The organism is Pseudomonas sp. zfem003, from assembly GCF_032621675.1.
Classification (GTDB): Bacteria; Pseudomonadota; Gammaproteobacteria; order Pseudomonadales; family Pseudomonadaceae; genus Metapseudomonas; species Metapseudomonas otitidis.
In genome coordinates this window covers 571,472-592,881 of record NZ_JAVYJG010000001.1, presented here as the reverse complement: position 1 = coordinate 592,881, position 21,410 = coordinate 571,472, and the positions used below count along the sequence as shown (strand labels likewise).

26 protein-coding genes are annotated in these 21,410 nt (G+C 62.4%); 5 read left to right on the top strand and 21 right to left on the bottom strand.

Translation table 11 applies throughout. The annotated features are described in order from the left end of the window. Positions 1 to 14: 14 nt before the first annotated feature. The 3 genes from RTK35_RS02710 (at position 15) to RTK35_RS02700 (ending at position 2,758) form a co-directional block, all read left to right on the top strand. Positions 15 to 659, top strand: coding sequence for a hypothetical protein (locus RTK35_RS02710; RefSeq protein WP_316907318.1), 645 nt, complete (start codon positions 15 to 17; stop codon positions 657 to 659). Positions 660 to 662: 3 nt separating this feature from the next. Continuing rightward, complete coding sequence (locus RTK35_RS02705) at positions 663 to 1,553, top strand: hypothetical protein (RefSeq protein WP_316907317.1); 891 nt, start codon at positions 663 to 665, stop codon at positions 1,551 to 1,553. A gap of 212 nt (positions 1,554 to 1,765) precedes the next feature. Further along, complete coding sequence (locus tag RTK35_RS02700) at positions 1,766 to 2,758, top strand: hypothetical protein (RefSeq protein WP_316907316.1); 993 nt, start codon at positions 1,766 to 1,768, stop codon at positions 2,756 to 2,758. On the opposite strand, the gene RTK35_RS02695 is transcribed toward RTK35_RS02700, so the two are convergent. Then, entirely contained in the window at positions 2,759 to 3,241 is a 483-nt protein-coding gene (locus tag RTK35_RS02695) for a hypothetical protein (protein ID WP_316907315.1), read from the bottom strand. A gap of 159 nt (positions 3,242 to 3,400) precedes the next feature. Here RTK35_RS02695 and RTK35_RS02690 point away from each other — a divergent pair, with 159 nt between their 5' ends. Then, positions 3,401 to 3,832, top strand: coding sequence for a translesion error-prone DNA polymerase V autoproteolytic subunit (locus RTK35_RS02690; protein WP_316907314.1), 432 nt, complete (start codon positions 3,401 to 3,403; stop codon positions 3,830 to 3,832). Between the two features lies 1 nt (position 3,833). Further along, positions 3,834 to 5,096, top strand: a complete 1,263-nt coding sequence (umuC, locus tag RTK35_RS02685; RefSeq protein WP_316907313.1) for a translesion error-prone DNA polymerase V subunit UmuC — start codon at positions 3,834 to 3,836, stop codon at positions 5,094 to 5,096. On the opposite strand, the gene RTK35_RS02680 is transcribed toward umuC, so the two are convergent. The 20 genes from RTK35_RS02680 to RTK35_RS02585 form a co-directional block, all read right to left on the bottom strand. After that, positions 5,093 to 6,229, bottom strand: a complete 1,137-nt coding sequence (locus tag RTK35_RS02680) for a hypothetical protein (RefSeq protein WP_316907312.1) — start codon at positions 6,227 to 6,229, stop codon at positions 5,093 to 5,095. The genes umuC and RTK35_RS02680 overlap by 4 nt on opposite strands. Then, on the bottom strand, positions 6,211 to 7,227 hold the full coding sequence (locus RTK35_RS02675; RefSeq protein ID WP_316907311.1) for a hypothetical protein: 1,017 nt from the start codon (positions 7,225 to 7,227) through the stop codon (positions 6,211 to 6,213). Before RTK35_RS02675 ends, RTK35_RS02680 begins: the two co-directional genes overlap by 19 nt. 225 nt (positions 7,228 to 7,452) lie before the next feature. After that, positions 7,453 to 8,709 (bottom strand): phage late control D family protein, encoded by a 1,257-nt coding sequence (locus tag RTK35_RS02670; protein WP_410478627.1) that lies wholly within the window; start codon positions 8,707 to 8,709, stop codon positions 7,453 to 7,455. A gap of 8 nt (positions 8,710 to 8,717) precedes the next feature. Beyond that, positions 8,718 to 9,161: a phage tail protein gene (locus RTK35_RS02665; protein WP_316907310.1), complete on the bottom strand. Its 444-nt coding sequence runs from the start codon at positions 9,159 to 9,161 to the stop codon at positions 8,718 to 8,720. A gap of 5 nt (positions 9,162 to 9,166) precedes the next feature. Next, positions 9,167 to 11,743, bottom strand: coding sequence for a phage tail tape measure protein (locus RTK35_RS02660; protein ID WP_316907309.1), 2,577 nt, complete (start codon positions 11,741 to 11,743; stop codon positions 9,167 to 9,169). Further along, on the bottom strand, positions 11,733 to 11,852 hold the full coding sequence (locus tag RTK35_RS02655) for a GpE family phage tail protein (protein ID WP_107328453.1): 120 nt from the start codon (positions 11,850 to 11,852) through the stop codon (positions 11,733 to 11,735). Before RTK35_RS02655 ends, RTK35_RS02660 begins: the two co-directional genes overlap by 11 nt. Before the next feature lie 8 nt (positions 11,853 to 11,860). Further along, positions 11,861 to 12,157 carry a phage tail assembly protein gene (locus tag RTK35_RS02650; RefSeq protein WP_316907308.1) on the bottom strand — a complete coding sequence of 99 codons (297 nt, stop codon included), beginning with the start codon at positions 12,155 to 12,157 and terminating at the stop codon, positions 11,861 to 11,863. Positions 12,158 to 12,202: 45 nt separating this feature from the next. Then, a complete protein-coding gene (locus RTK35_RS02645; protein WP_316907307.1) occupies positions 12,203 to 12,718 on the bottom strand; it encodes a phage major tail tube protein in 516 nt (171 codons plus the stop codon). A 45-nt stretch (positions 12,719 to 12,763) separates the two neighbouring features. Beyond that, a complete protein-coding gene (locus RTK35_RS02640) occupies positions 12,764 to 13,951 on the bottom strand; it encodes a phage tail sheath protein (protein ID WP_316907306.1) in 1,188 nt (395 codons plus the stop codon). Positions 13,952 to 14,078: 127 nt separating this feature from the next. Further along, positions 14,079 to 14,843, bottom strand: coding sequence for a hypothetical protein (locus RTK35_RS02635; protein ID WP_316907305.1), 765 nt, complete (start codon positions 14,841 to 14,843; stop codon positions 14,079 to 14,081). Between the two features lie 68 nt (positions 14,844 to 14,911). Continuing rightward, complete coding sequence (locus tag RTK35_RS02630) at positions 14,912 to 15,481, bottom strand: phage tail protein (RefSeq protein ID WP_316907304.1); 570 nt, start codon at positions 15,479 to 15,481, stop codon at positions 14,912 to 14,914. 12 nt (positions 15,482 to 15,493) lie between these two features. Next, positions 15,494 to 16,696, bottom strand: a complete 1,203-nt coding sequence (locus RTK35_RS02625) for a phage tail protein (protein WP_316907303.1) — start codon at positions 16,694 to 16,696, stop codon at positions 15,494 to 15,496. Beyond that, positions 16,693 to 17,310, bottom strand: a complete 618-nt coding sequence (locus RTK35_RS02620; protein WP_410478622.1) for a phage tail protein I — start codon at positions 17,308 to 17,310, stop codon at positions 16,693 to 16,695. Before RTK35_RS02620 ends, RTK35_RS02625 begins: the two co-directional genes overlap by 4 nt. Further along, positions 17,310 to 18,209 carry a baseplate J/gp47 family protein gene (locus RTK35_RS02615; protein ID WP_316907301.1) on the bottom strand — a complete coding sequence of 300 codons (900 nt, stop codon included), beginning with the start codon at positions 18,207 to 18,209 and terminating at the stop codon, positions 17,310 to 17,312. Before RTK35_RS02615 ends, RTK35_RS02620 begins: the two co-directional genes overlap by 1 nt. Beyond that, a complete protein-coding gene (locus RTK35_RS02610) occupies positions 18,206 to 18,550 on the bottom strand; it encodes a GPW/gp25 family protein (RefSeq protein ID WP_107331432.1) in 345 nt (114 codons plus the stop codon). Before RTK35_RS02610 ends, RTK35_RS02615 begins: the two co-directional genes overlap by 4 nt. Then, positions 18,547 to 19,131, bottom strand: coding sequence for a phage baseplate assembly protein V (locus RTK35_RS02605; protein WP_316907300.1), 585 nt, complete (start codon positions 19,129 to 19,131; stop codon positions 18,547 to 18,549). The genes RTK35_RS02610 and RTK35_RS02605 overlap by 4 nt, the downstream gene beginning before the upstream one ends. Positions 19,132 to 19,206: 75 nt before the next feature. Beyond that, entirely contained in the window at positions 19,207 to 19,863 is a 657-nt protein-coding gene (locus tag RTK35_RS02600; RefSeq protein ID WP_316907299.1) for a hypothetical protein, read from the bottom strand. Positions 19,864 to 20,017: 154 nt separating this feature from the next. Further along, entirely contained in the window at positions 20,018 to 20,845 is an 828-nt protein-coding gene (locus RTK35_RS02595; RefSeq protein ID WP_316907298.1) for a phage antirepressor N-terminal domain-containing protein, read from the bottom strand. 13 nt (positions 20,846 to 20,858) lie between these two features. Beyond that, positions 20,859 to 21,005, bottom strand: coding sequence for a hypothetical protein (locus tag RTK35_RS02590; RefSeq protein WP_160158581.1), 147 nt, complete (start codon positions 21,003 to 21,005; stop codon positions 20,859 to 20,861). Beyond that, complete coding sequence (locus RTK35_RS02585) at positions 21,002 to 21,217, bottom strand: hypothetical protein (RefSeq protein ID WP_111264494.1); 216 nt, start codon at positions 21,215 to 21,217, stop codon at positions 21,002 to 21,004. Before RTK35_RS02585 ends, RTK35_RS02590 begins: the two co-directional genes overlap by 4 nt. Between the last annotated feature and the right edge of the window lie 193 nt (positions 21,218 to 21,410).

Here is a 21,410-nt window from a genome sequence, read left to right as displayed (position 1 = left end):
GCGGAGAAACAAGGATGTCCAAGGGAATGCCCCTGGCGCTGCTCGCGGCAGCGCTCCTGTCTTTGGCCGGCTGTGATGGCGGCACCCCACCCACCGAACAGTCCCAGGCCAGCGCCCCGGCGCCGACCCAGGCCGCCAGCACACTCAAGGCCTCCCAGTACCCTGACGTGGCCGCCATGATTGACGACATGGGCGACTTCAGTGCCGAGATCGACACCTTCGCCGTGCTGTCCACCGAGCCGCTGCACATCCGCCTCGCGCCGCAGATCGTCCAGGGCGACATCGCCGAGAACCTGCCGCGCGACATGAACCGTGCAGCCCTGTACGGCATCTACCGCACCCTGATCCACACCCCGGCCCAGGCGGTCACCGTCACCGTGGTGCCCATGCGCCTGACCCTCAACCCGGCCAAGCGCGAGCTGCAGAGCAGCCCGCAACTGGTGGTCAGCGCCACCCGCGAGCAGGCCCTAGCGGCTGTGCGCAGCCTGATACCAGCCGAGCAGCTCAGCGACCTGGTGGTGCCCGAGCAGGCAGGCGAGATCCAATTCGACAACTGGCGGAAGGACTTCGAGAAAGTGTACTTCGGCGATAAAGGGCAAAACGATCTGCTTGAGGCGTTGAAGGCGTCTGGCGCAAACGTTGCCTACAAGCAGGGTTAAAGGATGAGGCTGGGAATTATTATTGGAATAATTCTTGGGGCTGTCTCGACGATATTTATATTTCTGGCATTTTTCTCGTTCTACGATGTCGGGAAAAAGCTGATGTCTGCGGATAATATAGCTTTTTTTAAAGATATCATTGGTCCGTTAGCTGCAGGTCTTGGCGGTGCAGCGGCTGGTGCGGTAATGAGTGTATATGCGCAGAAGATAAATGAGAAAGACAAAGAGCTTGATAAGTTGGTTTTGGATTATAACTCTGGGGTGACAAATCTTCTTTCGCAGTTGAATGAGATGTACACCTTTAGAGAGATTGCAATAGTCCCGTTTCAGAACGATTTTATGAGATTTATATCAATTCCCGCTTTGCCGTTGGGGGCTGAGTCAAGAGCTAACTCTCAGGCCATGCTCAATCCCGTATTGTTGGAACTAGACTGCGCGGATCTTTTGAATGAGGTCGCGATGTGCGAAGCGCGCTATCTGGCCTGTCTGCAAAATTTGAAACAGCGTGACAGGCTTTACGAAGAGTGTCGGCAGAAAATCGCTGATGATGAGAGTCTTTTTGTGTCGCTGTTCGATTTGAAAAATCAGCTTGGTCCAAAAAGGCTAAAGAATTTGTATGTCGCGACAGAAGGCTATATTAAAGTATTGGAAGAGTCTATTTTTAAGCATCAAGAGCTTCTAAAGAAGTTGAGTGGTGAAGCGATTCCACGGTTGAAAGCGAAAAGGCCGGATAGGCCATTAATTAAAACTGATATTATGGAGGGCGCAAATTTAGACCCTCTTAGCCCCCCAGTTTTTGCTTCTGCTGCTGAGCTAATGGCTGCTGTAGATGCTGCGGATTCGCCTCGTGCTCTGGCGGTAAGAACTTGGCAACCCAAACCCTACGGACACTGAGGCCTGATGCTGTACTTACTATGCTCAGCTCTGTGCCATTCTCTACAGACGCCGGCTACATGCCGGCGTTTTCTTTGGGGACTCCGTTGCTGGTGGCTAGATGATGGCGGTATTGTGATGTCACCAAACTACAACAATATCGACAATGCTGTTCTTGCCGTTAAGTTGAAATCAATTGCAGTTTAAGTTGTCTGTCGACAAGGAAATAAGAAATGTTGAGAAATTATTCGGATCTTAAAGGTGCTTGGGAGAAAGTACGTCTTAATTCGGAGGAGATGCAAGGTATTACGCTTGAGACTCTTAAGTATCTGATTGCTATGTACGCAGGGCGGGAAATACCTCAAATATTCTCGGGGTCTTTAATGGGCGGCTTGAGAGAGTTGCTTGATAAGTTTGGCTCTCTTGGTGAGTTAGGTCAGGATGATCAGGAGAAACTGTATTGCCTAGTGTTTTCTCTTAATTTGGCTTCGGGCTTTACTTATGATAATGGTGCGACTGTTCCGATCGTCTTTCTAAATTTGCGCGAAAAGCTTTCACCGCAGGGCAGTCTGATGCTGGTGAATTCTGAGATGAGGCTTGTAGCTTCGCTGCTTGATTTTGCGAGAAGCAAAATTGATATTGATCTTGTTAAGAAGTATCTCGAAGAAATTGATAAATATAATACAAGGGTGGAGGGCCTGAAAAAACTTTCTTCGGAAGTTGAAAAAATGGATGAGGAACTTAGAAAGCGCGAGGTGGCCTATAATTTTGTAGGTCTGTATGAGGGGTTTAACTCAATGCGCGAGGCAAAGCAGGGTGAGTTAGATAAGCAAAATACCCTTGTGAAATGGCTTGGAATAGCGGTTGTTGCACCGTTGCTGGTAAAGCTATTAGGCGCATTGCTTCCCGGTGGGGATGAATTAAATGTACCGCTGCTCATTACTATCGGTGGTCTTGAACTGATCTTGATTTATTTCTTTCGGATCGCCTTGCATAGTGCCAATTCGATAAAGGCACAATTGCTCCAGATTGATTTACGCCGCACGCTCTGCTCATTCATTCAGAGTTACGCGGACTACTCGAAGAAAATCAAGGAAGGCAATCCCGCCGCACTTGATAAATTCGAGACACTCATCTTCAGCGGCCTGGTCATGCAGGATGACAAACTGCCTTCGACTTTTGACGGCTTGGAGCCGATCCAAAAGATCCTTGAGCGGCGCAACTGATTACTCATCCCCCACCAACACCGCCTCCCCGGCATCCACCTCGCACCCGGCCGATCCCTTCCAGTTCAGCTTCCCGCTGCGGTCGGCCGGGTACAGGGCGAGGGTCCATTCGCTGCAGTCATCCTTCCCGGGCCCGGCCTTGGCCTCCAGCCGCTGGGCCGTCCATTCGCTGATGGTGAACAGGTGGGCCTGGGCTTCCACGTCCTGGCCTTCGTTGTGGTTCAGCACCAGGGCGGTGGCGCTGATGCACTGGCCCTGGGCCTTGTAGCAGCGGATCTCCACTGCGCGCACGTCGTAGGCGCTGTCGCCCTTCACCAGCTCCCAGGCGCCCCACACCCTCAGCTCGCCGTCCTGCTCCTGGAACTGCAGCGGCGGCCGGGTGATCGGCTGCGGGCGAGCGGGGCGCTCGATGAGGGCGAGGGTGGCGTAGGTGGCCACCAGGGCGGCAGCGAGAATGAGGCAGGCGGTACGCAGGGCGTGCATGGAGTCCTTTCCTGTGCGGGGTAGAGGGTTGGCAGGCTAGTGCGGGGCAGGGCGCCAGGCAACGCCGTGGGCCGCGAAGGTGGCGTTTGTCTGGTCAAGTTGCGAGCTTTCCTACAGCCTGCTATCTGTATATTCATCCAGTAGTATCGGAATGCCCCCATGCCCCTGACCTTGCTTGGCCGCTACAAAAGCGGCCACGTGCGCTTGCCCCTGTTCTCCTGCCTGGTGTCCGCCGGCTTCCCCTCGCCGGCGGATGACCACATCGAGGCCGAGCTGGATGTGCTCGACCTGTTCGTGCGTCACCCCGCGGCGACGTACTACCTGCGCGTAGGCGGGGACAGCATGACCGGCGCCGGCATCTACCGGGGCGATACCCTGGTGGTGGACCGCTCCCTTACTCCGCGCCCGGGCCAGGTGGTGGTGGCCATCGTGCGCGGGGACTTCACCTGCAAGCGCCTGGAGCTGGAGAACGGCCTGCCCGTGCTGCGCTCGGCCAACCCCGCCTACCCGGACATCCGCCTCGCCGCCGAGGACGAGCTGGAGGTGTTCGGCGTGGTCACCCACAACATCCACGCCCTCGCCAGCGCCTGACATGCCCCGCGTCTTCGCCCTGGTGGACTGCAACAACTTCTACGTCAGTTGCGAGCGGCTGTTCCGCCCCGATCTGCGCGGCCTGCCGGTGGTGGTGCTGTCCAACAACGACGGCTGCGTGATCAGCCGCAGCAACGAGGCCAAGGCGCTGGGCATCGCCATGGGCGAGCCTTACTTCAAGCTGCGCGAGCGCATCGCCCTGCACGGCATCGAAGTGTTCAGCTCCAACTACGCCCTGTACGGCAACATCTCCGCGCGGGTGGTGTACGTGCTGCGCGGCCTGGCGCCGCGCGTGGAGGTGTACAGCATCGATGAGGCCTTCCTGGACCTCACCGGCCTCAACCAGCCCCTGGCCGCCTACGGCCGCCACATCAAGGCCGAGGTGGCGCGCCTGGTGGGCATGCCCGTGGGCATCGGCATCTCCACCACCAAGACTCTCGCCAAGTTGGCCAACTGGGCCGCGAAGAGGCGGTCGCGCAGCGGCGTGGTGGTGGCCACCCGGCCGGAGCAGCGCGAGGCCCTGCTGCGCGATGCGCCGGTGAGCGAGGTGTGGGGCGTGGGGCGCAAGCTGCTCGGGCACTTCGAGGCCATGGGCATCCGCACCGCCTGGGACCTGGCCCAGCAGGACGCCACTACCATGCGCAAGCTGTTCAGCGTGGTGGTGGAGAAGACCATCCGCGAGCTGCGCGGGGAGGCCTGCTACGCCCTGGACGACGGCCCTGAGCCGAAACAGATGATCGCCTGCAGCAGGTCCTTCTCCGAACGCCTCACCGCCCTGGAGCCGCTGCGCGAGGCGGTGGCCACCTACGCCAGCCGCGCCGGCGAGAAGCTGCGCAGCCAGGGCGACTACTGCCAGCGCCTGCAGGTGTACATCCGCACCGGGGTGTTCAACCCCACCGAACGCCAGTACGCACGCACCGCCAGCGTGCCGCTGCCGTACCCCACCCACGACACCCGCGACCTGGTGCGCGCCGCCCTGGCCGGGCTGGAGGCGATCTACCAGCCTGGCTACCGGTACCAGAAGGCGGGGGTGCTGCTGATGGACTTCGTGCGGCCTGGGCAGATCCAGGCCGACCTGTTCGCTCCCAGCCCCCGGCCGCGCAGCGCGGAGCTGATGGCAACGCTGGACCGGATCAACCAGCGCATGGGGCGCGGCACCGTGCGCTTGGCAGCGGTGCCCTACGAGGCGGGGTGGGCGATGAAACAGGCGCTCAAGTCGCCGGGGTATGTGAGTCGGTGGAGTGAGATACGGGTGATTGCCTAATGCGTCTTAGACGATCTGGTGATTTCGAGTTGGTGTGAACTATACAAATAAGAAATCAATTCAATCAAAAGCTCAATTAAGGCAGGCCAATTTTCGTTTTTCAGATCAAGGGGCGTCCTGTCTTCGTAATCTGCTTGATGAACAAGTTGATTTCGGATTTTGTAAATCCTTGTCGCAATGTTGATGTGTGTAGGGCTGGCTTCCAGTTCCTTGAAGCTTTTAATATTTCGATTAGATATGCTGCTTATAATGTTCTGATCAATCAGCTCGAAAAGGGCAATGATGCTGTCTTTTTCCTTTTCTTTAAAATTTTTGGTTACTTCGCTTATAAGTAAGTGTGCATCAAGAGCTGTATTGAGCTTTAGTGCGGTCTTTGCTCTGAGCCCGAAAGGGAGAAAAAATAGAGCCTCTATACATTTGTACATCTCGAAGAAGGTGTATTTCCAATGCAAAGATGTGAGGGCGGTGTATATATTCTCAGAAAGTTGTGGTGAGTCCATTTGGATTTTGTTGAGTTTTAATGCCAGCCCATCATCGATATGAGGTGCTCTTAGTGTTGCGGAGCTTGCTGTGAGGTTAGATGCAATGCTCCATAGGCTTGACTTGGTATAAATGCTATTTTTTGATATTTCATATACTGCGATGTCTGCATGGTATGAGATGAGATCTGAGATGTCATGGCCTGCATAATCAGGGAATTCGCAAATAGAAAGTACGTTGTCGGCGAATTCCTTTGAGCTAAATTCAGGCTTTAGATGGTATATGCCTTCCAAGTGGTATCTTAGGTATAAGAAAAAGCACTCTTCTATCTCGTATTCGCAAATGCCTAGCTCAAGGAAGTGGTCGCTAACTATTTCTTTTTCGTGCTTGGCTAGATTGTTGAGGTTTATTGCGAGATATACATTGTTCTCGCAAGTGAATCTCGTAATAAAGCTTCTGCCGTGTAATGGAAGAACTTCCGGGGCGGAACGCATTACGGATTTCAGGCGTGGAAATTGCGTCTCTTGTCTTTCTTTGGTGAGTTCAATTGTCTTAAGCTTGACTTTAGGAGGTACACCTGCAAAGCGAACTAGTTCGCTGAAAATCTTGGTATAAATTTCCTCAATTTTTGGCATCAGTGCGCCATCCAGCACGGCCCGAGATCAGTGAGGCGTTCGTGATTACGAATTAGAGAGGCAAAAGCTTTCTTAAAGAACTCTCTCTCAAAACGGCCAACCTGAGTACTGCGTTGCAGTAGTTTCTGATTAAGGAGCTCAATTTCAAGGAATTTCCTAAGCTCTTCAAGTGAAAGTTTTTCCAATTTCAAGCAAAAATTAGAAATGGCACTGTCAAGCTCAACCTGTTTCGCTTTAGCTTCCATGGAAGTTCTTTGGAAGCCAGGCTCGTCAAGTATGAAAATAGCGCAAGCAGCGCAGAATCCTGCCATTGCTGGAAAGCTTTTGAAAATATCTTTGCCATTGCTAATTCTGTCAGAGTCTACATCGTTGGACTGTGCGGATGTGGACAGACGGGAAAAGCTCTTATCAAGCTTTATCATTAAGGAAAGCGTGGTTATGAAATAATCAAGGGAGTCATTTGAGGCGCTTGCTTCAATGGCGTCAAGACGAACAAAGTCCTCAGATATCTTGTCCTTGATTTCAATTTCGCTCTTGCGTGAGGAAAACAGAAGGAAAAGTTCGACAATGATTTTGCTTTGATACTGCCCAGGTTGGGCGCGCCTTTTTTTACTGTCCGCTAAGAAAATCTTGATTTCATCGCCTAGTTTATTTTTTATCTGAATCAAAAGCTGGTAGTAAATTGTTTCAAGTTGGCGACCGATATCCCAGGGAACTTGCCCGGTGTTGAGAACTAGCATGCGGTAGATCAATGAATTTACATTTTCTGCAATCCAGAATTCAACTCTCGTTTGTGAGAGATTTGGTAGATTTCCAGATTTAAATGCGTCGAGGATTGCAGTGGTTCTCTGCATGCCATCAATGATGGATATTCTGTCTATGTCTACTTCATCTAAAAATCTGAAAAACTCACTATAGTCGCTGAATTGGCGGATTTTCTCGATCTCCGATGGCTCTGTGAGTATTCCAAGAACAATCGGCGGTAAAATCGCTCCGTTCTGAATGTCTTCAACCATTCTGTTCCGAATAGTGATTGCGGTTTTTGTTTTTAGAGCGCTTCTTTGTCCATCAATCCTTCCTTTCTCTTTATACACATCCTGAATACGACTCAGGTATTCAACTGTTGGCATGCATGTGAGGACAGAGATGCAGTTGACCCGCGAGTCTTCCATTATATGAAGAAACATAGAGGTACCTATTAGGTTCAGTTTGCGGTGAGCTTACACATCGAGACTCCGAAATCAAACACTCTGGGATGTGGCTTTTCTCCACTCCCTCTCCACCGCCCGCTTCGCATTCGCCTTGCTCGCATACAGGTGCCGCAGGCGCTTGGGCTTGCTCTGGTCGCCAGCGGTGACGCTGGCTTCCTTCCCCGTCTTCTTGTCCCGGTAGTAGGCGATCACGCCGGTGTAGTCGCCGGGCACGTCCTCGTACAGCGCGTCCACCAGGTCTTCGGGCAGTTTGCTCTCCAGCTCCAGGCTGGTGGTGTAGCCGCCGTCGGCGGTGAGGCTGTGCTGCACGTTGCCGCCGTGCCAGACGATGGCGTCGATCTCGTCCTTCACGCCCTGCAGGGTGTAGGTGAGTTCGGGGATGAGGTCCGGGCGGCCCTTGGCCAGGCTGTAGCTGAGGGTGGCGCTGCCGCGCTGCAGGCGGTTCCACTCGCTGCGGGCGGCGCGCAGGGCGCTGGCCTGGTCGCTGTAGGTGTGGCGCAGGTCCTTGAGGTTGTCGCCGCCGCCGGCGATGGCCTCCTCCTTCCTGGCGCTGTTGACGTTGTAGTAGTAGGCGCGCACGCCGTCGTAGGCCTCGCGGTCGGCCACCAGGTAGCGGTGCTGGTCGCCGTCGGCGCGAGTGAGGGTGATGCGGGGCAGCTCGGCGCCGCTGGCGGTCTTGCCGCCGTTGCCGCCGAGGAACAGCAGGCGGCCGGCCTTCACCGTGGCCACGGCGTCGTAGTCCTCGCCAAGGCGGGTGAGGAGGTTGGCGTCGGACTCGTTGGCCTGGTCCAGCTGCAGCACCGGCTGGGCGTCCAGGGCCTCGGCCACCACGGGCACCAGGCCCTGGCGCTGGGCGATCTGGCGGATCACCTCGCCCAGGGTGGTGCCGCTGTAGCTCAGCTCGCGCTTGACCTTGAGCTGCTTGCGCAGATCCGCGCTGCGGCCGCGGATGTTGAGCACGTCGGGCATGCCGCTGTGCTCGGTCTCGTCCACGGTGAAGGTGCCTTTGTCCACCAGGCCGGTATCGGTCCAGCCCAGCCACAGGCGCAGCACGGCGCCCTTGGGCGGGATGGCCAGCAGGCCGTCGTGGTCGCTGAGGCTGATGTCCAGCTGGTCCGCCTCCAGGCCCCGGTTGTCGGTGAGGCTGAGGCTGATCAGGCGCGGGCTCACCTGTTGGGCGATGTCGAGGCCGTCCACGCTCAGGCGGAAGATGGGCGCGGGGTAGTCGTTGTCGCCCAGGGCGCTGCGGGCCGCGTCGCGCAGGATGCCCAGGGCGGCATCCACCAGGCCCTCGATCACAGCAGGATCCTGCGCAGGATGTTCACGCCGGTGGCGCTGGCGGCGCCGAGCAGGTCGGTGCGGCCGTCGTCCACCCGCGTCAGGCCCAGGCTGAACTCGATGCGGCGCGGGGTGCCGTCGGGGAAAAAGAGGCTGCGCGTCTCGCTCACCCGCTCGATCACCCACAGCCCGAGGATCCGCCCGCTGCCCTCCACCATGGGGTAGGCGCGGCCGGTGTTGGCCATCTCCCGCAGGGCGTCGAGGCTGAGCAGGCTGCCGGCCAGCTCGGGCAGGAGGATGCCTGGCAGGGTGAGGGTGTCGTCGCCCCGGCCGGCGAACTGCCGGGCCGGGTTGGTGCCCACCCGGCTGCTGCTGGGGTGGCGCCATTCTGTCTGCCGCTGCAGCTCCTGGTAGGCGAGGGTGGGCAGGCCGAACACGAACATGCCGAGGGCCATCATCATGGCGGTTACTCCGAATCGGTGAGGCGCGAGCGGGTGCGGGCAGCGCCGGCGGCCTTCTGCCGGGCCAGTTCGGCGCGCACCTCGCGGGCGATGGCGTGCGGGTCCATGCCCGGCGCGGCGTGGATGGTGATGCTGTAGGTGTCGCCGCCACGGGCCAGGGCGCCGCCGCCGGCGCTGGCCACGGGCGGGCGGCTGTCGAAGCTGAAGCCGCCGCTGAGCACGCTGGCACCGGCCTCGGTGAGGCGCCGGGCGGTGCTGCTGATCTGCCCCAGCACGTCGCCCTCGCCACCGGCCAGGCCCTGCACCAGGCCGGCCATGGTGAAGCCGCCCAGGCTGGCGAAGACCCGCGAGGGGCTGTGAATGCCGAGCTTCTCCTTGAACCAGGTGATGGTGCTGTCGGCGGCGCCGGTGATGGCGCCTTTCACGGCGGCCAGGCCGTTGGTGATGCCGTTGACCATGCCCTGCATGAGCATGCTGCCGAACTCGGTGAATTTGCCCGGCATCTCCACGCCGAAGTAGTTCATCACGCCGGCGAAGGCGCGGTAGAACAGGCCCAGGGGGCTGAAGTTGATGATGAGCTGGGTGATGCCACCGATGCCGCCGTCGAAGCCGGCCTTGATCTCGGCCCACAGGCTCATCACGTAGGCCTTGATCGGGTCCCAGTACTTGTAGATCAGCAGCGCCGCCACGGCGATGGCGGTGATGGCCAGGCCGATGGGGTTCATCATCAGCGTGCGGCCGATCCAGAGGATGGCCTGGCCGACGATGGGCAGCACGGTGCGGCCCAGCTTGAGCAGCACGCTGGCCAGGCCGCCGCCCTTGATGCCCACCAGCATCATGGCGTAGCGGAACATGGCGAACGGCCCCAGCAGGGAGGCGATGCCCAGGGTGAGGGTGCCGAACACCGTGGCCAGGCCCGCCAGGCCCGCCACCACCTTGAGGATGGTGAAGGCCAGCTCGGGGTTGGCCTCCACCCATTTGGTGACGCGCTCGAGGATGCGGTTGAAGCCTTCGATCAGGCGGATGATCGAAGGCCGCAGCGTTTCGCCCAGGGTGGCGGCGAGGTTGAAGGCGCGGTTCTGCGCCATCTGCAGGCGGGCCGAGATGGATTCGGCGCGGATGTCCGCCTCGCGCTGCATAGAGCCCTTGGCCTTCTCCGAGTTGGCCAGGGCGAGCTGGCGGCGGTACTCGCCGACGTTTGCGGCGAGCTTGGCGGCGTCCTTGCCGTGCTCCTTGAGGAAGAGCTGGGTGGTGACGGTGCTCTGCTGTTCCTTGGGCAGTTTGTTGAGGGCATCGAGCACCTTGAGGATGGTGCCGGTGGCATCGCGGGACATGTCCGCCTGCACCTGCTTGGCCTCCAGGCCCAGGGCCTTGAGGCCGTCCTTGAAGCGCTTGGGCTGGATGCTGGCGTTGGAAAGCTCGCGGATCATGGCGTTGGTGGCGGTACCGGCCGTTTCAGCCGTGGCGCCCAGGCTGAGGAAGGTGCTGCCCAGGGCGGCCGCGTCCTTGAAGCTCATGCCCGCCGTGGCGGTGGCGCCTGCGGCGCGCTGCAGCACGTCGATGATGTCGCCGCCCTTCGACTGGGCGTTGTCGTCCAGGTAGTTGATGGCGTCGCCCAGCTGGTCGATGTTCTTGATCGGCAGCTTGTAGAGGTTGGCGATGCGCGCCAGGTCTTCGCCGATCTGGTCCGCCGGCAGCTCGAAAGCGGTGGCAGCGTTGGCGGCCACACCAGCGAACTTCAGCAGCTCATCCTTGCCCTGGATGCCCATGCGCGCCCCGCCTTCCACCAGGGCGGCCAGCTCCGTCGATGCCATGGGGATGCGCTCGGACATCGCCTTCAGCGCATCGCCCATCTCGTAGTAGGTCCTGGTGAGCTGGCCGGAGTCGTCCCGCGCGCCGTCCACCTGCTTGGCGACGCCGAGCATGGCGTCCTCGAAGGCGATGTACGTCTTGGCCACCCCCAGCACCGGCGCGCCCAGGGCGGCGCCTGCAGCGGCGGATCCGGCACCCACGCCGGCCATGCTGCCGGCCAGGGCTTGGGAGGCGTCGTACTGGCCACGTGCGGCGGCCAGGCGCTTCTGCTGGGTGGTGATGCGCTTGAGCCGCTCCTCCTGCTGGCCGATGGCGCGGGTGGTGGCGCTGATCTGCCCGCGCAGGTCGCGCTCGGCGCTGCCCAGCTTGCGGGTGTCGATGCCGGCGGCGGCCAGCTTGCTGCGCAGGCCCTGGAGCTGCACCTGGTTCTCGCCGTGCTGGCGTTTGAGGGCCGTGGCCTCGCGGATGGCGCTGCGCAGGTCGCGGGTCATCTGCCGGGTGGGCACGGTGCTGTTGGCCATCTCCCGGCTCAGGGCCTGCACCCGGGCGCGGGCGGCGCCCAGGGCGCGCTCGGTGTCCTGGGCGGCGCTGAACTGGGCGCGCCAGGCGGAGACGTCGCGCTGCTGGGCGTTGAGTTCCTTGAGGCGGTCGCGGGCGGCCTTCAGCTCGCGGGCGACGCCGACGGAGCCGCCCTGGATGCGCTTGAGCGGTGCGGTGACGCGGTCCAGCGCGGAGAGAATGACCTGGAGTTGCAACTGGTCAGCGGCCATCTGGCTGGCTCCGTAGCCGGGCGCGCTCGCGCCATTCGGTCAGTTCGGTGAGGGTGAGCCCGTCCATGTCGGCCGGGGCCCAGTGGAACACCACGGCGATGTCCGCCATGGCGTCCTCTACGCGGCGGGGGAGCTGTCCATCGCCGCCTTCGGCAGCAAAAAAGCCACCACCTTGGCGCCCAGGGCGAGCAGGTCGGCCGGGTCCAGGCCGCGCACCTCCAGGTCGGTGAGGGTGGGCACGCTGACGCGCGGGATGACCTTGATCAGGCTGTCCACGTCGAGCTGGACCAGTTCGGCCAGGTGCACGCCGCGCAGCTCGCCGGCGGTGGGCTTGCGCAGCTCGATGGTGGAGAAGGTGTGCTCGCCGCGCTTGAGGGGGGTTTCCAGCTCGACGCTGTTGGGGTTGGTGCTCATGGGGGGATTCCTCGGGGTAGGGGCGCCCCGCGCGGGGCGCGGGGGTTACAGGCCCAGGGCCTGGCGCTGGGCTTCGAGCAGGTCCTTGCCGTCCACCTTCTCGATGAAGTTGAGCAGGTCGATCTCGATCACTTCGGCGTTGTCGATGGTGAGCTTGTAGTAGCTGAGGGCGCTGGTGATCTTCACCTCGGTGTCTTCGCCCGGGGTGGCTTCGCCGCTGTCGATGGTCTCGTGCCGGCCGCGCACCTGGATCTCCACCGCCATGACCTGGCCGGTGTCGTCGCGCTGATAGGCGCCGGCCCAGCGCAGGGGGATCGCGGCGGCGCCCACGGCGCCGTATTGCTTCAGCACCGCTACGTCGAGGCCGCCGAGGGTCCATTCGATCTGCAGGCCGTCGTCGCTGAAGCCGAGGTCCACCTTGACCGGGCCGTTCATGCCGCCGCCCCTGAAGGCCTCCATCTTGCGGGCGAGCACCGGCACGGTGACGGACTTGCAGACGCCGCCGTACGAGTTGCCGTCGACGAATAGCATCATGTTCTTGAGTTTGCTGGGCAGGGCCATGGGGGCGCTCTCCTACGGCGCGGCCAGATCCGCGCCGGACGTGGGTCAGGCGTTGATCTGGGCGGCGTAGTCGACCAGGTAGCGGTCGGTGATGCGCTGCTTGAAGGTCAGGTCCTCCAGCGGCGGCACGGGGGTGTAGTCGTAGTCGATGAACAGCTTGCCGGCCTTGAGGGTGTCCTTGTCGTTGGCCTCGGAGTCGTACCAGGCCTGGCCGTCGATGATGTAGCCGGCGGCCTTCAGCTCGCGGAACTTGGCGTTGATGCCGGCGATGATGTCCTTGACCAGGCCCGGGGTCATGGGCTTGTCCACGGCCCAGAAGTGTGCCTCGGCCATGGTGTCGGCCAGCACCTGGGCGGTACGGGTATAGTTCTCGAAACAGAAGAGTGGGTCTTCGGAGCAGGTGCGCGAGCCCCAGAAGCGGAAGCCGGCCTCCTGGATGAGGGTGGTGACCTCGTTGCTGTTGAGGTAGTTGGCGTCGGTGGCGGGGTTCTGCAGGTCCCACCAGACGTCGGCGCTGATGCCGGTGACGCCGTCCACGGCGACGTTGGAGAGCGTCTTGTGCCAGCCGATCTCCTGGTCGATCTTGGCCCGCAAACCCAGGGCGATGGCCACCGCCGGGGCGGTGACGGTGGCACTCTCGGTGGTGCTCCAGCGCTGGAAGTCGGGCCAGATCACCATGCATTCGCGGGCGCCGAAGTTGTTGCGGTAGGCGACGGCTTCTTCCTTGGTCTTGCAGCCGTGGGCGCTGAGGTAGGCGAAGGCGCGCAGGTCCTTGGCGATGCTCACCAGGGCGGCGGCCACCTCCTGGCTGTCCAGCCCCGGCACGCCGAGGATGCGCGGCACCACCCCCAGGCGGCCCTTGGCGGCCAGCAGGGCCTTCATGCCGGTGTACTTGCCGTCGGCGGTGGTGGTGCCGATGAGGTGGGACTTGAGCGAGGCGGCCTTCTGCGCCTCGGTCTCGCCGGTGCCGTCCGCCACGCGCACCACGATGGTCAGCGGCTTGGTCTGGTCGGCGATGGCCTGCAGGCTGGCGGCCAGGGTGCCCTGGGTGCCGGCCTTGCCGACGGCGGTCTGCACGTTGGTGATGAGCACCGGGGTGTCGAGGGGGAAGGTCGCGTTGTCGGCGTCCGCGCCGGTGCAGACCAGGCCGATGACGGCGGTGGGGATGGTGCGGATCGGGCGCGTGCCCTCGTTGATTTCGAGGACGCGCACACCGTGGAGGTAGTCGGCCATGGTCGGTGCCTGCATTGTGGAATGACAGGGCACAGGCTGCCGCGCGCGCGACGGCGCGGCGAGCGGCGGGGGTTGTAGGGGAGGGGGTTACAGAGTGGGAACGCCCCGGCGGGCCGGGGCGTATCGGTCAGTGGGTGGCCAGCGCTGTCACCGGCTCGGAGGTGGTTTCGTGCAGGCGCTTGAGGAACCAGATGCCCAGCTCCGAAATGCAATAGACCAGCCGGCCCGGCGTCATTGAGGCGAAGCGCTCGGCGGTGCTCATCGCCTCGTTATCGACGAATGAGTCGTTGATCAGCCCCTTGGCGATCAGGTCGGATACGCAGAGCTCCAGCAGCTCAGTGCTCACGTTGGGCAGCCGGAGATCAATCGGGGTGCTGCGCGGGTAGCGCTTGCTGACGGTGAACGTCGCCTGCGGGCCGAGGGTGTTGTGGACCTTCAGCGCCTCTCTGAGCAGCATGATGTGGACGTCTTCCAGCTCGCGAATCAGTTTCAGCGTCTGGGACACCTCGGTCCAGCTGGCGTTGGCGCTGTTCCAGGTGTCCGCCAGTACCACGGCAAAGAGTTTGGCTTTCTCGGTGCTGGTGGTTTCCATCAGCGCGTTGATGCTCTGGTGCAGCGCGGCGACGAATTCTTCTGAGCCTGGTTGGAGCAGGTTGCTGTCGATTTTTCGCTGCAGCTCTTCGATCAGCCGTTCCAGGCGCTCAAGGGCGTAGTCGTTGGCGTGCTTGGAGATCAGGCGATCCACCCCGCCCATGCCGAAGGCATTCAAGAACCACACGAAGTAGGGCAGCAGCACAAAGTCTTCGTACTTCTTGCAGAACACCTGCATGCGGGTAGGTTGCTTCTGCTTGCTGGGCAGCCTGGTGCGGCTCTTGGGCTTGCGTGAACTCATAACGGCTCCTTGTTGTTGAGAGGCGGCGCCGATGCTAATAGCCGTAACTGATTGACTGCAAATGGCTATCACGTTGCCTCGGCACCTTTGCCCACCCCCTGCACGGCGGCCTCCATGGCAGCAACGGTCTCGGCGGCAATGTCCTCGGCCCGGGCGCTGTCGCCTTCCGCCATGGCCTGGCGGATCAGCTCCTTGGCCTGCAGGCGTGTTTCGCGGATCTGGTAGAGCGCCTCGGTGTAGGCGGCGGCCTCGGCCAGGATGCTGTCGGCGGCCTGGCGGGCGGTGCGCCCGTTGAGGGCCCAGGCGGCGACCATGCGGGGCACTTCGCCCTGGTAGTCGGCGGCGGCGAACTGCTCGGCCTCAAGGCGGGCTCGGTCGTATTCAACGGCGCGCAGCGGATCACCGGCGACCGCTTCACGGGCCTGGTCGGCAGCTCGGTCCACGCTCTCCAAGATCTGCTGCAGGGTGATGGCCACCGCCTGCTGAGGCTCCGGCAGACCATCGGCGCCCAGGACGATTGGGCGCCCGCTGTTGATCAGCAGGGTGCGGCGCTCTTCGGTGATCTCGACGGAACCGTCCGGGATGTCGAGGCGGTCATCGGAGTAAAAGCCGCCGCTGGCGGGGTCGTAGAAAGGCATGGTGTTCAGCTCCTATTTGCCGACGAAGAACCAAGCGAATTCCTTGCCGTTCATGCCGCCCGACGTGACGTGCTCGACCATGATGACGGCATTGGTCTTGGTCATGGACTTGCGCAGGTACATGGACTCGGCGTTCGCGGTGCCGCTGGTGTTGACCGGCATCGCGCCGCCCCACAGGCAACTGCTCGGGAATGCATCGGGGAAGGTGATGGTGATGAGTTCGCCCTCGCTGAAGACGGTCGCCCTGGAGAACGTCCCGAACTTCAGAATCAGCCCGCCGGGCAGGGTCACGCTGTAACTCTCCGCCGTGCCGTGGATCGACACCGGCGAAATGGCGGCAGGCGGGATCTCGGTCAGGCCCGTGCCTTTTCCATGGAACCCCCCGACGGTGAAGATGCCGGTCTGCCCCATCGCGCCCACGGCCGTGCCGTTCACGTACAGGTAGGCGCCCTCGCCATAGGCTCCAGAGCGGTACCACGCAATGCCGTACAGGCCGGCCGGGCTGAACGTCGTGCCAGCGGCGCCCCCCGAATACCCCGGACCCATCGCCCAGATAGGCGCCGCCCAGGCGTTACCGGTACCCGTGGTGGTGCCGTATCCCCCCGTGATGGATCGGTTGAAATTGACGAAGCCGGACACGTTGCCACCCACGAGTGGCAGCTTGGCGTTGATTTGCGGCATCAAGGTGTTGGTGGTGTCGGCAACGGCTTGCCCGATGGCGCTCACCAGGTCCGCTCTCAGTGCATCGACGGTGATCTGCACGTAGGCCCGGGTGGCCAGCACCACGCTGGGGTCGATCTTCAGCTCCACGGCGCTGGTACTGCTCACCACCAGCACCATGCGCAGCACCTGGGTGCGACCGCTGCCCTCGGCCAGTTGCGGCTTGTAGCTGGGCGGGCAGTTGGCCACGGCCACCAGGATGCCGGCGGCGTCGTACAGACCCAGCTCGCGGATCCACCAGCCGCCGACCGTCTCGGGGATGACCAGCTCGGCGATGACCTGGCTGGCGTTGGCCGGGTCCACCTGCAGGGTGTTGAGGTTGGCCCGGTAGGTTTCGCGCACCAGGGCCGTCTGGGTGCGGTCGGGCGTGGGCAGGCTGCCGTTGCCGTCGCCGACGGCCATCTTGCTGATCTGCAGGGGCTGGTCGAGAGCCGCGGCGTTGGCCAGCTTGGCCTCGCCGAGGGCGGTGAGGATGGCGTAGTAGGTCTGGCTCATGGGTAGACGCTCAGGGTGTCGATGAGGTGGGAGGTGCCGCTCGTTACCAGCGTGGGGCTGCTGACCTCGATGGGGCCGGGGGCGTAGGGGTACACGGTGAGGGTTTCGCCATCCAGCACGGCCGCGCCAAGGGCAACGGGGCCGCGCGCTTCCAGGCTGATGGCGAGGCCGGTGAGGGTGCGGCTCAGGGGCTTGGCGTCGTCGATCAGCAGCGTGAGGGATTCGTACATGGCCTCGGTGATGCCGGAATCCAGCACGCCGATGTCCAGCGCGAAGGTGCCTGGGACGCCCTTTGGCGTGGTCTGCCACCACTCGGTGACGCGGATCAGGTAGCCCAGCGGCTCCACCACCCGGCGCAGGGCACCGATGGTTCCCTTGTGGGCGTGCACGAACCACGCGGAGCGGATCACCTGGCGCTTGGTGGCTTCGCTCCAGCCGGCTTCCCAGCGGTCCACGGAGAACGCCCAGGCCAGGTAGGGCAGCAGGGCCACCGGGCAGCGCTCGGGGCTCACCAGGTCGCGGATGGGCACCGGTACCCGCTCGATCTCGGCCAGGGCCTGGGTGGCAAGGCGCTCCAGGGCGGTGGCGTTGCCGGGCAGCAGCGGGCGGGCCATCACAGCGACGCTAGGCTGAGGTGGATGCCGGTGCAGTACCCGGCCTGGTAGGCCGTGGGCACGATGTCGGCCCAGCCGTTGAGCTGCACCTTGCGCACTCCCTCCACGTGCAGCGCGGCATGCACCGCCGAGGCGGAAACCTCCACCCCCAGGCGCCGGCGGGCGTTGACCAGGGCCCTGCAACGGGCCTCCGCCGCCGCCAGGATGGGCTCGGCCTCGGGGCCGGTGCTGGCCAGGTACAGGGTGGCGGTGACGCTGTAGGGGAGGATCTGCGCGCCCTGCACGGTGACGCGGTCGGCCACCGGGCGCACGTCCTCGTCGGAGAGGGCGGCGAGCACTTTTGCCAGCAGGTCCGCCGGGGCGCTGCCGTCCCCGGCCAGGGCCTGCACGGTGACCACCACCTCGGCCGGCGCCGGGCTCACGGCGGTGGCATCGGCCACCCGGCCGTCGGCGCTGCGGGCGTGGTAGACGTAGGCGTTGCGCGGGCCGGCGGTGCTCAGGCCCTCGAAGGCCATCTGTGCGCGCTCGCGCAGGGCGTCGTCACCCTCCATCACCGCCGGGGCCTGGTCGGTGGCGGGCGTCACCACCAGGCGGCGCACGTTGTAGTTGGCGGCCACCTGGTCCAGGTCGGCGCCCCGGGCCTTGGCCAGCAGGGTGGCCAGGGCGGCCTCGTTGACCCGCTGCCGCCAGACCAGCTCGCGGTAGGCGTTCTCCTGCAGCAGCTTGTTGAGTGGGTCGGACTCCAGCGCCATGCGCGCGGCGATCTCCGCGCGCTCCGCCTCTGGCCACAGGGCCAGCAGCGCGGCCTTGCGCTGCTCCAGGATCTGCTCGTAGTCCAGCTGCTCCACCACCTTGGGGTCGGGCAACTGGGCCAGGTCGATGGGGGTAAAGGTCTTCATGCCACGGCCCCCAGGTTGAGCGGCACGCTCAGGCTGCCGGCGTCCAGGCTTTCCCGGTCGGTGATCTCCAGCTCCAGCACGTACTGTCCGGCCTGGCTGAGCTGGGTGAGCTGCACGCGGTCCACGCGCACGCGCGGCTCCCAGCGCATGAGCGCCATGGCGATGGCGGCGTAGCAGCGCAGCAGGGTGGCGGCGTTGCCGGGCTGGTCGATCAGGTCCACCAGCAGGCAGCCGTACTCCCGGCGCTGCACGCGGCTGCCGATACGGGTGGTGACGATGTCGCCGATGCTCTGGCGGATGTGCTCGCGCCGGCTGATGGCGGCCCCGGTGTGGCGGTTCATAGCGGCGGGCTCGTGGGCGCGCCCAGGTTGCCCAGGTGCACGTGGCTGACCAGGCTCACGCCGGCGGCGACCACGTCTGCGCTCACGGTGACGGTGCCGGCGACGTTCTGGCTGCCGGCCTGGGTGTAGTCCCCGGTCTGGGTGTAGTTGCCCTGGTGGGTGATGTCGCCGGTGATGCTGATGCCGCCGGTGCTCACCAGCTCGGTGCTGCCGCCGGCCGGCAGGGTGGCGCGCAGGTGGTGCGCGACGCTGTCGTACTCGATCACCGCGCCGTCACGGTAGGTGATGCGTTGCAGGGCGGGGCGGTCGCCATTGGCGGGCATGGCTGTGCTGAACAGGCCGCAGAGCACCACGCCCTGGGCCGTCTGCCCCGAGGGGCTGAGCACCAGGACCTGCTCGCCTGCAGTGGGCGGGTTCCACTCCCGGTCGGCCCCGGCGCGAGGGGCCAGCCAGGGCAGCCAGCCGGTGAGCAGTTGCCCGCTCTGCACCCGCACCCGCGCAGCGGCATGGTCCACCTCGGCGACGGTGCCGAGGCGGATGAGGTTTTCCAGCAGGCGGGCGAGGGTGGCGAGATCGTTCATGCCGCCGATGGTGGCGGGCTAGTGCGCGCGGTGCATCAAGAAGAGCTTGTTGGACCTCGGCCTACAGACTGTGGCTCAGCTGGCGAGCTTGTTTTTCTTCGCGTTTGCCGGGTAGCGGCGTTCATCTTCTGGTAAGGGCTCAAGATTTTTTATCGGCTCTTCATCAGAAGAGTAAAAGAAGTATTCGTCATAAATTGATTTGAACCATATTTTCAATATGACGTTTTCAGTGAGGAATTCATTGAATGGGGTGGATAAGTTGATTTCTTTGAAGTCTACTTCGATGAGCGAAATAGTGTCTCCAGGCTTTAAATGGGTTCCCAGCGCTACCTTGTGATGCCCCCACCCTTCGATGTACTCATTATGCTCCACTTCGATGAGCTGCATTGCTGATTCTACAGGGTCCTCGGACGTGACGAGCTCACCTTTATAGTAGATTTCCGCATGCATGATGATGGCCGGGCCAATGCCGTTGTTGGCAATTTCATAGCTGAATTTTTTGTTCTCATCGTCTATGCAAGATGTCCCATCCAGATGGGGGCGAACCATGAGTCTGTTGTACTTTCTCTGGCTGCTAACCTGCATTGAAGTAAGGCTAAGGACCTGAGCTGCAACGAGGAAGGATAAATATGCTATCAGAATGGTGATAATTTCTTTGTTTATTATTATTGCTTCGTAAGTGCATTCAATAATGTCGACTATGAATGTGTAAGAGTGTTCAAAGTATTGCATGCGGCCTCCTTGCGATTGAAAGGCTGGAAACTTTACACGAGCACAACCGTTAATGCAGGCTGCCTGGGCTTGCATCCTGGAACACTTTGGTTGGCATCAGTCGAGCTCGAACAGCTTGCGTGTGGCGTGCGGCCCGAATGGAGTAGCTACTTCCTCAACCCGGACTCTCAAACACCCAGCACCGCAGTGTCTTGCCCGTGAGCCGGCTGGCCAGGGGGTGGTTCTTGTGCAGGCAGCGGGGCGTTGGGCTGTGCCAGAGCGCGGTGCGCAGGGCGTTGTCCAGGCGCAGGGGCTGGCCGTGCTCGAGGAACAGGCGGGCCAGCTCGGGGAGGTTGACGGCCAGCAGGTCGGGCGCGCGGGCGTGGTTGTAGGCCACCCCTTTGGCGTCCAGGGCCGCGAGGGCGGCCCAGAAGGGGGCGAGCAGGTCGGGCACGGCCGGGGCGGCCTGGCCAATGCTGTCGATGGGCGGGGTGGGCAGCCCCATGGCGCGGGACACCTCGTCGAGCTGCTGGTGGATCATCTGCCGCATGCCGGCATCGCGGGTGCGCAGCAGTTCCTTGCCCAGGGCGAGGCGGTGGCGGGAGAGGGCGATGCGCTGGGTGGCCGGCTGTGCCCCTGGGCGGGTGGCGCTGCCCTTGGTCCAGTAGTCCCACAGGGCGTCGTCGCATTCGTTCTGGTAGCGGACGATTTTGTCGCGCAGTTCGGGCTTCACCTTGTTGGGGCTGATGGTCATCAGCCATGAGGCGAGCTTGCGCAGAGGCAAACAGGAAGAGACCTGTGGGCCACCTACGGAAGGTGTGGTGATTTCCACCATACCCCAGCGCTCAGAATTGGCTTTCAGCTTTACGTGCTGGCTTTTCCAATCCAGTCCCATGTTGGTAACGACCGTTTTCATTGCCACATAGGGGTGATCGTCCTGCCCTACCAGCACGACGGTGTCTTCATAGAACGGAACCGGGATCAGTTGCTGCGCGGTGCTCATGACGGTCTCCTTGTCAGGCGGCGGGGTGCTGGGCCAGGGCTGCCACGGCACGCAGGATGAAGCGGCGGTCAGCTTCGGCCAGATGGCGCAGGTGCTGCAACAGGGCGCGCTCGTCTCGGGGCAGCAGGCAGAGGGCGAGCAGGTGGCGGAGGCGGCTCATGCGCGTGCCCTCCCGGTCCGGTGCTCGCTGCTGGCGATCACCGCATCGAGCTGCTCAGCCAGCAGGCCATAGGCGCTGCCCAGCAGTTCGGGCTCAAGGGGGCCTTGCTTGTCGGCTTCGGAGAGGTACTGGAGGAGGCGCAGGACGTTGCGGGCGCGGTGGAGTTTGAACTGATCGTCTTCGGTGAGGCCGTAGGGGCGCTTCTCGGACATGGTGGAACTCCTTTGTCTGTTGGAGTTCGCCACCGCCTGCGGCCAAGCAGGCGAGGGTGACGAACCGTACGCGGGTTGGCCGACCGGGGACAAAGGAACCCGGCACACCCGAAGGTGTCCCGCGCACGGCCCGCCATAACGCGGGCACAAAAAAACGCCTATTCGGCGCCGTGCGCCTTTGTCGAAAACGAGC

Excerpts from the sequence above, each read along its gene's own strand:
- RTK35_RS02710 (WP_316907318.1), top strand. The coding sequence starts at position 15 with ATGTCCAAGGGAATGCCCCTGGCGCTGCTCGCGGCAGCGCTCCTGTCT.
- RTK35_RS02705 (WP_316907317.1), top strand. The coding sequence starts at position 663 with ATGAGGCTGGGAATTATTATTGGAATAATTCTTGGGGCTGTCTCGACG.
- RTK35_RS02700 (WP_316907316.1), top strand. The coding sequence starts at position 1,766 with ATGTTGAGAAATTATTCGGATCTTAAAGGTGCTTGGGAGAAAGTACGT.
- RTK35_RS02695 (WP_316907315.1), bottom strand. The coding sequence starts at position 3,241 with ATGCACGCCCTGCGTACCGCCTGCCTCATTCTCGCTGCCGCCCTGGTG.
- RTK35_RS02690 (WP_316907314.1), top strand. The coding sequence starts at position 3,401 with ATGCCCCTGACCTTGCTTGGCCGCTACAAAAGCGGCCACGTGCGCTTG.
- umuC (WP_316907313.1), top strand. The coding sequence starts at position 3,834 with ATGCCCCGCGTCTTCGCCCTGGTGGACTGCAACAACTTCTACGTCAGT.
- RTK35_RS02675 (WP_316907311.1), bottom strand. The coding sequence starts at position 7,227 with ATGGTTGAAGACATTCAGAACGGAGCGATTTTACCGCCGATTGTTCTT.
- RTK35_RS02665 (WP_316907310.1), bottom strand. The coding sequence starts at position 9,161 with ATGATGATGGCCCTCGGCATGTTCGTGTTCGGCCTGCCCACCCTCGCC.
- RTK35_RS02660 (WP_316907309.1), bottom strand. The coding sequence starts at position 11,743 with ATGGCCGCTGACCAGTTGCAACTCCAGGTCATTCTCTCCGCGCTGGAC.
- RTK35_RS02655 (WP_107328453.1), bottom strand. The coding sequence starts at position 11,852 with ATGGCGGACATCGCCGTGGTGTTCCACTGGGCCCCGGCCGACATGGAC.
- RTK35_RS02650 (WP_316907308.1), bottom strand. The coding sequence starts at position 12,157 with ATGAGCACCAACCCCAACAGCGTCGAGCTGGAAACCCCCCTCAAGCGC.
- RTK35_RS02645 (WP_316907307.1), bottom strand. The coding sequence starts at position 12,718 with ATGGCCCTGCCCAGCAAACTCAAGAACATGATGCTATTCGTCGACGGC.
- RTK35_RS02640 (WP_316907306.1), bottom strand. The coding sequence starts at position 13,951 with ATGGCCGACTACCTCCACGGTGTGCGCGTCCTCGAAATCAACGAGGGC.
- RTK35_RS02635 (WP_316907305.1), bottom strand. The coding sequence starts at position 14,843 with ATGAGTTCACGCAAGCCCAAGAGCCGCACCAGGCTGCCCAGCAAGCAG.
- RTK35_RS02630 (WP_316907304.1), bottom strand. The coding sequence starts at position 15,481 with ATGCCTTTCTACGACCCCGCCAGCGGCGGCTTTTACTCCGATGACCGC.
- RTK35_RS02625 (WP_316907303.1), bottom strand. The coding sequence starts at position 16,696 with ATGAGCCAGACCTACTACGCCATCCTCACCGCCCTCGGCGAGGCCAAG.
- RTK35_RS02620 (WP_410478622.1), bottom strand. The coding sequence starts at position 17,310 with ATGGCCCGCCCGCTGCTGCCCGGCAACGCCACCGCCCTGGAGCGCCTT.
- RTK35_RS02615 (WP_316907301.1), bottom strand. The coding sequence starts at position 18,209 with ATGAAGACCTTTACCCCCATCGACCTGGCCCAGTTGCCCGACCCCAAG.
- RTK35_RS02610 (WP_107331432.1), bottom strand. The coding sequence starts at position 18,550 with ATGAACCGCCACACCGGGGCCGCCATCAGCCGGCGCGAGCACATCCGC.
- RTK35_RS02605 (WP_316907300.1), bottom strand. The coding sequence starts at position 19,131 with ATGAACGATCTCGCCACCCTCGCCCGCCTGCTGGAAAACCTCATCCGC.
- RTK35_RS02600 (WP_316907299.1), bottom strand. The coding sequence starts at position 19,863 with ATGCAATACTTTGAACACTCTTACACATTCATAGTCGACATTATTGAA.
- RTK35_RS02595 (WP_316907298.1), bottom strand. The coding sequence starts at position 20,845 with ATGAGCACCGCGCAGCAACTGATCCCGGTTCCGTTCTATGAAGACACC.
- RTK35_RS02590 (WP_160158581.1), bottom strand. The coding sequence starts at position 21,005 with ATGAGCCGCCTCCGCCACCTGCTCGCCCTCTGCCTGCTGCCCCGAGAC.
- RTK35_RS02585 (WP_111264494.1), bottom strand. The coding sequence starts at position 21,217 with ATGTCCGAGAAGCGCCCCTACGGCCTCACCGAAGACGATCAGTTCAAA.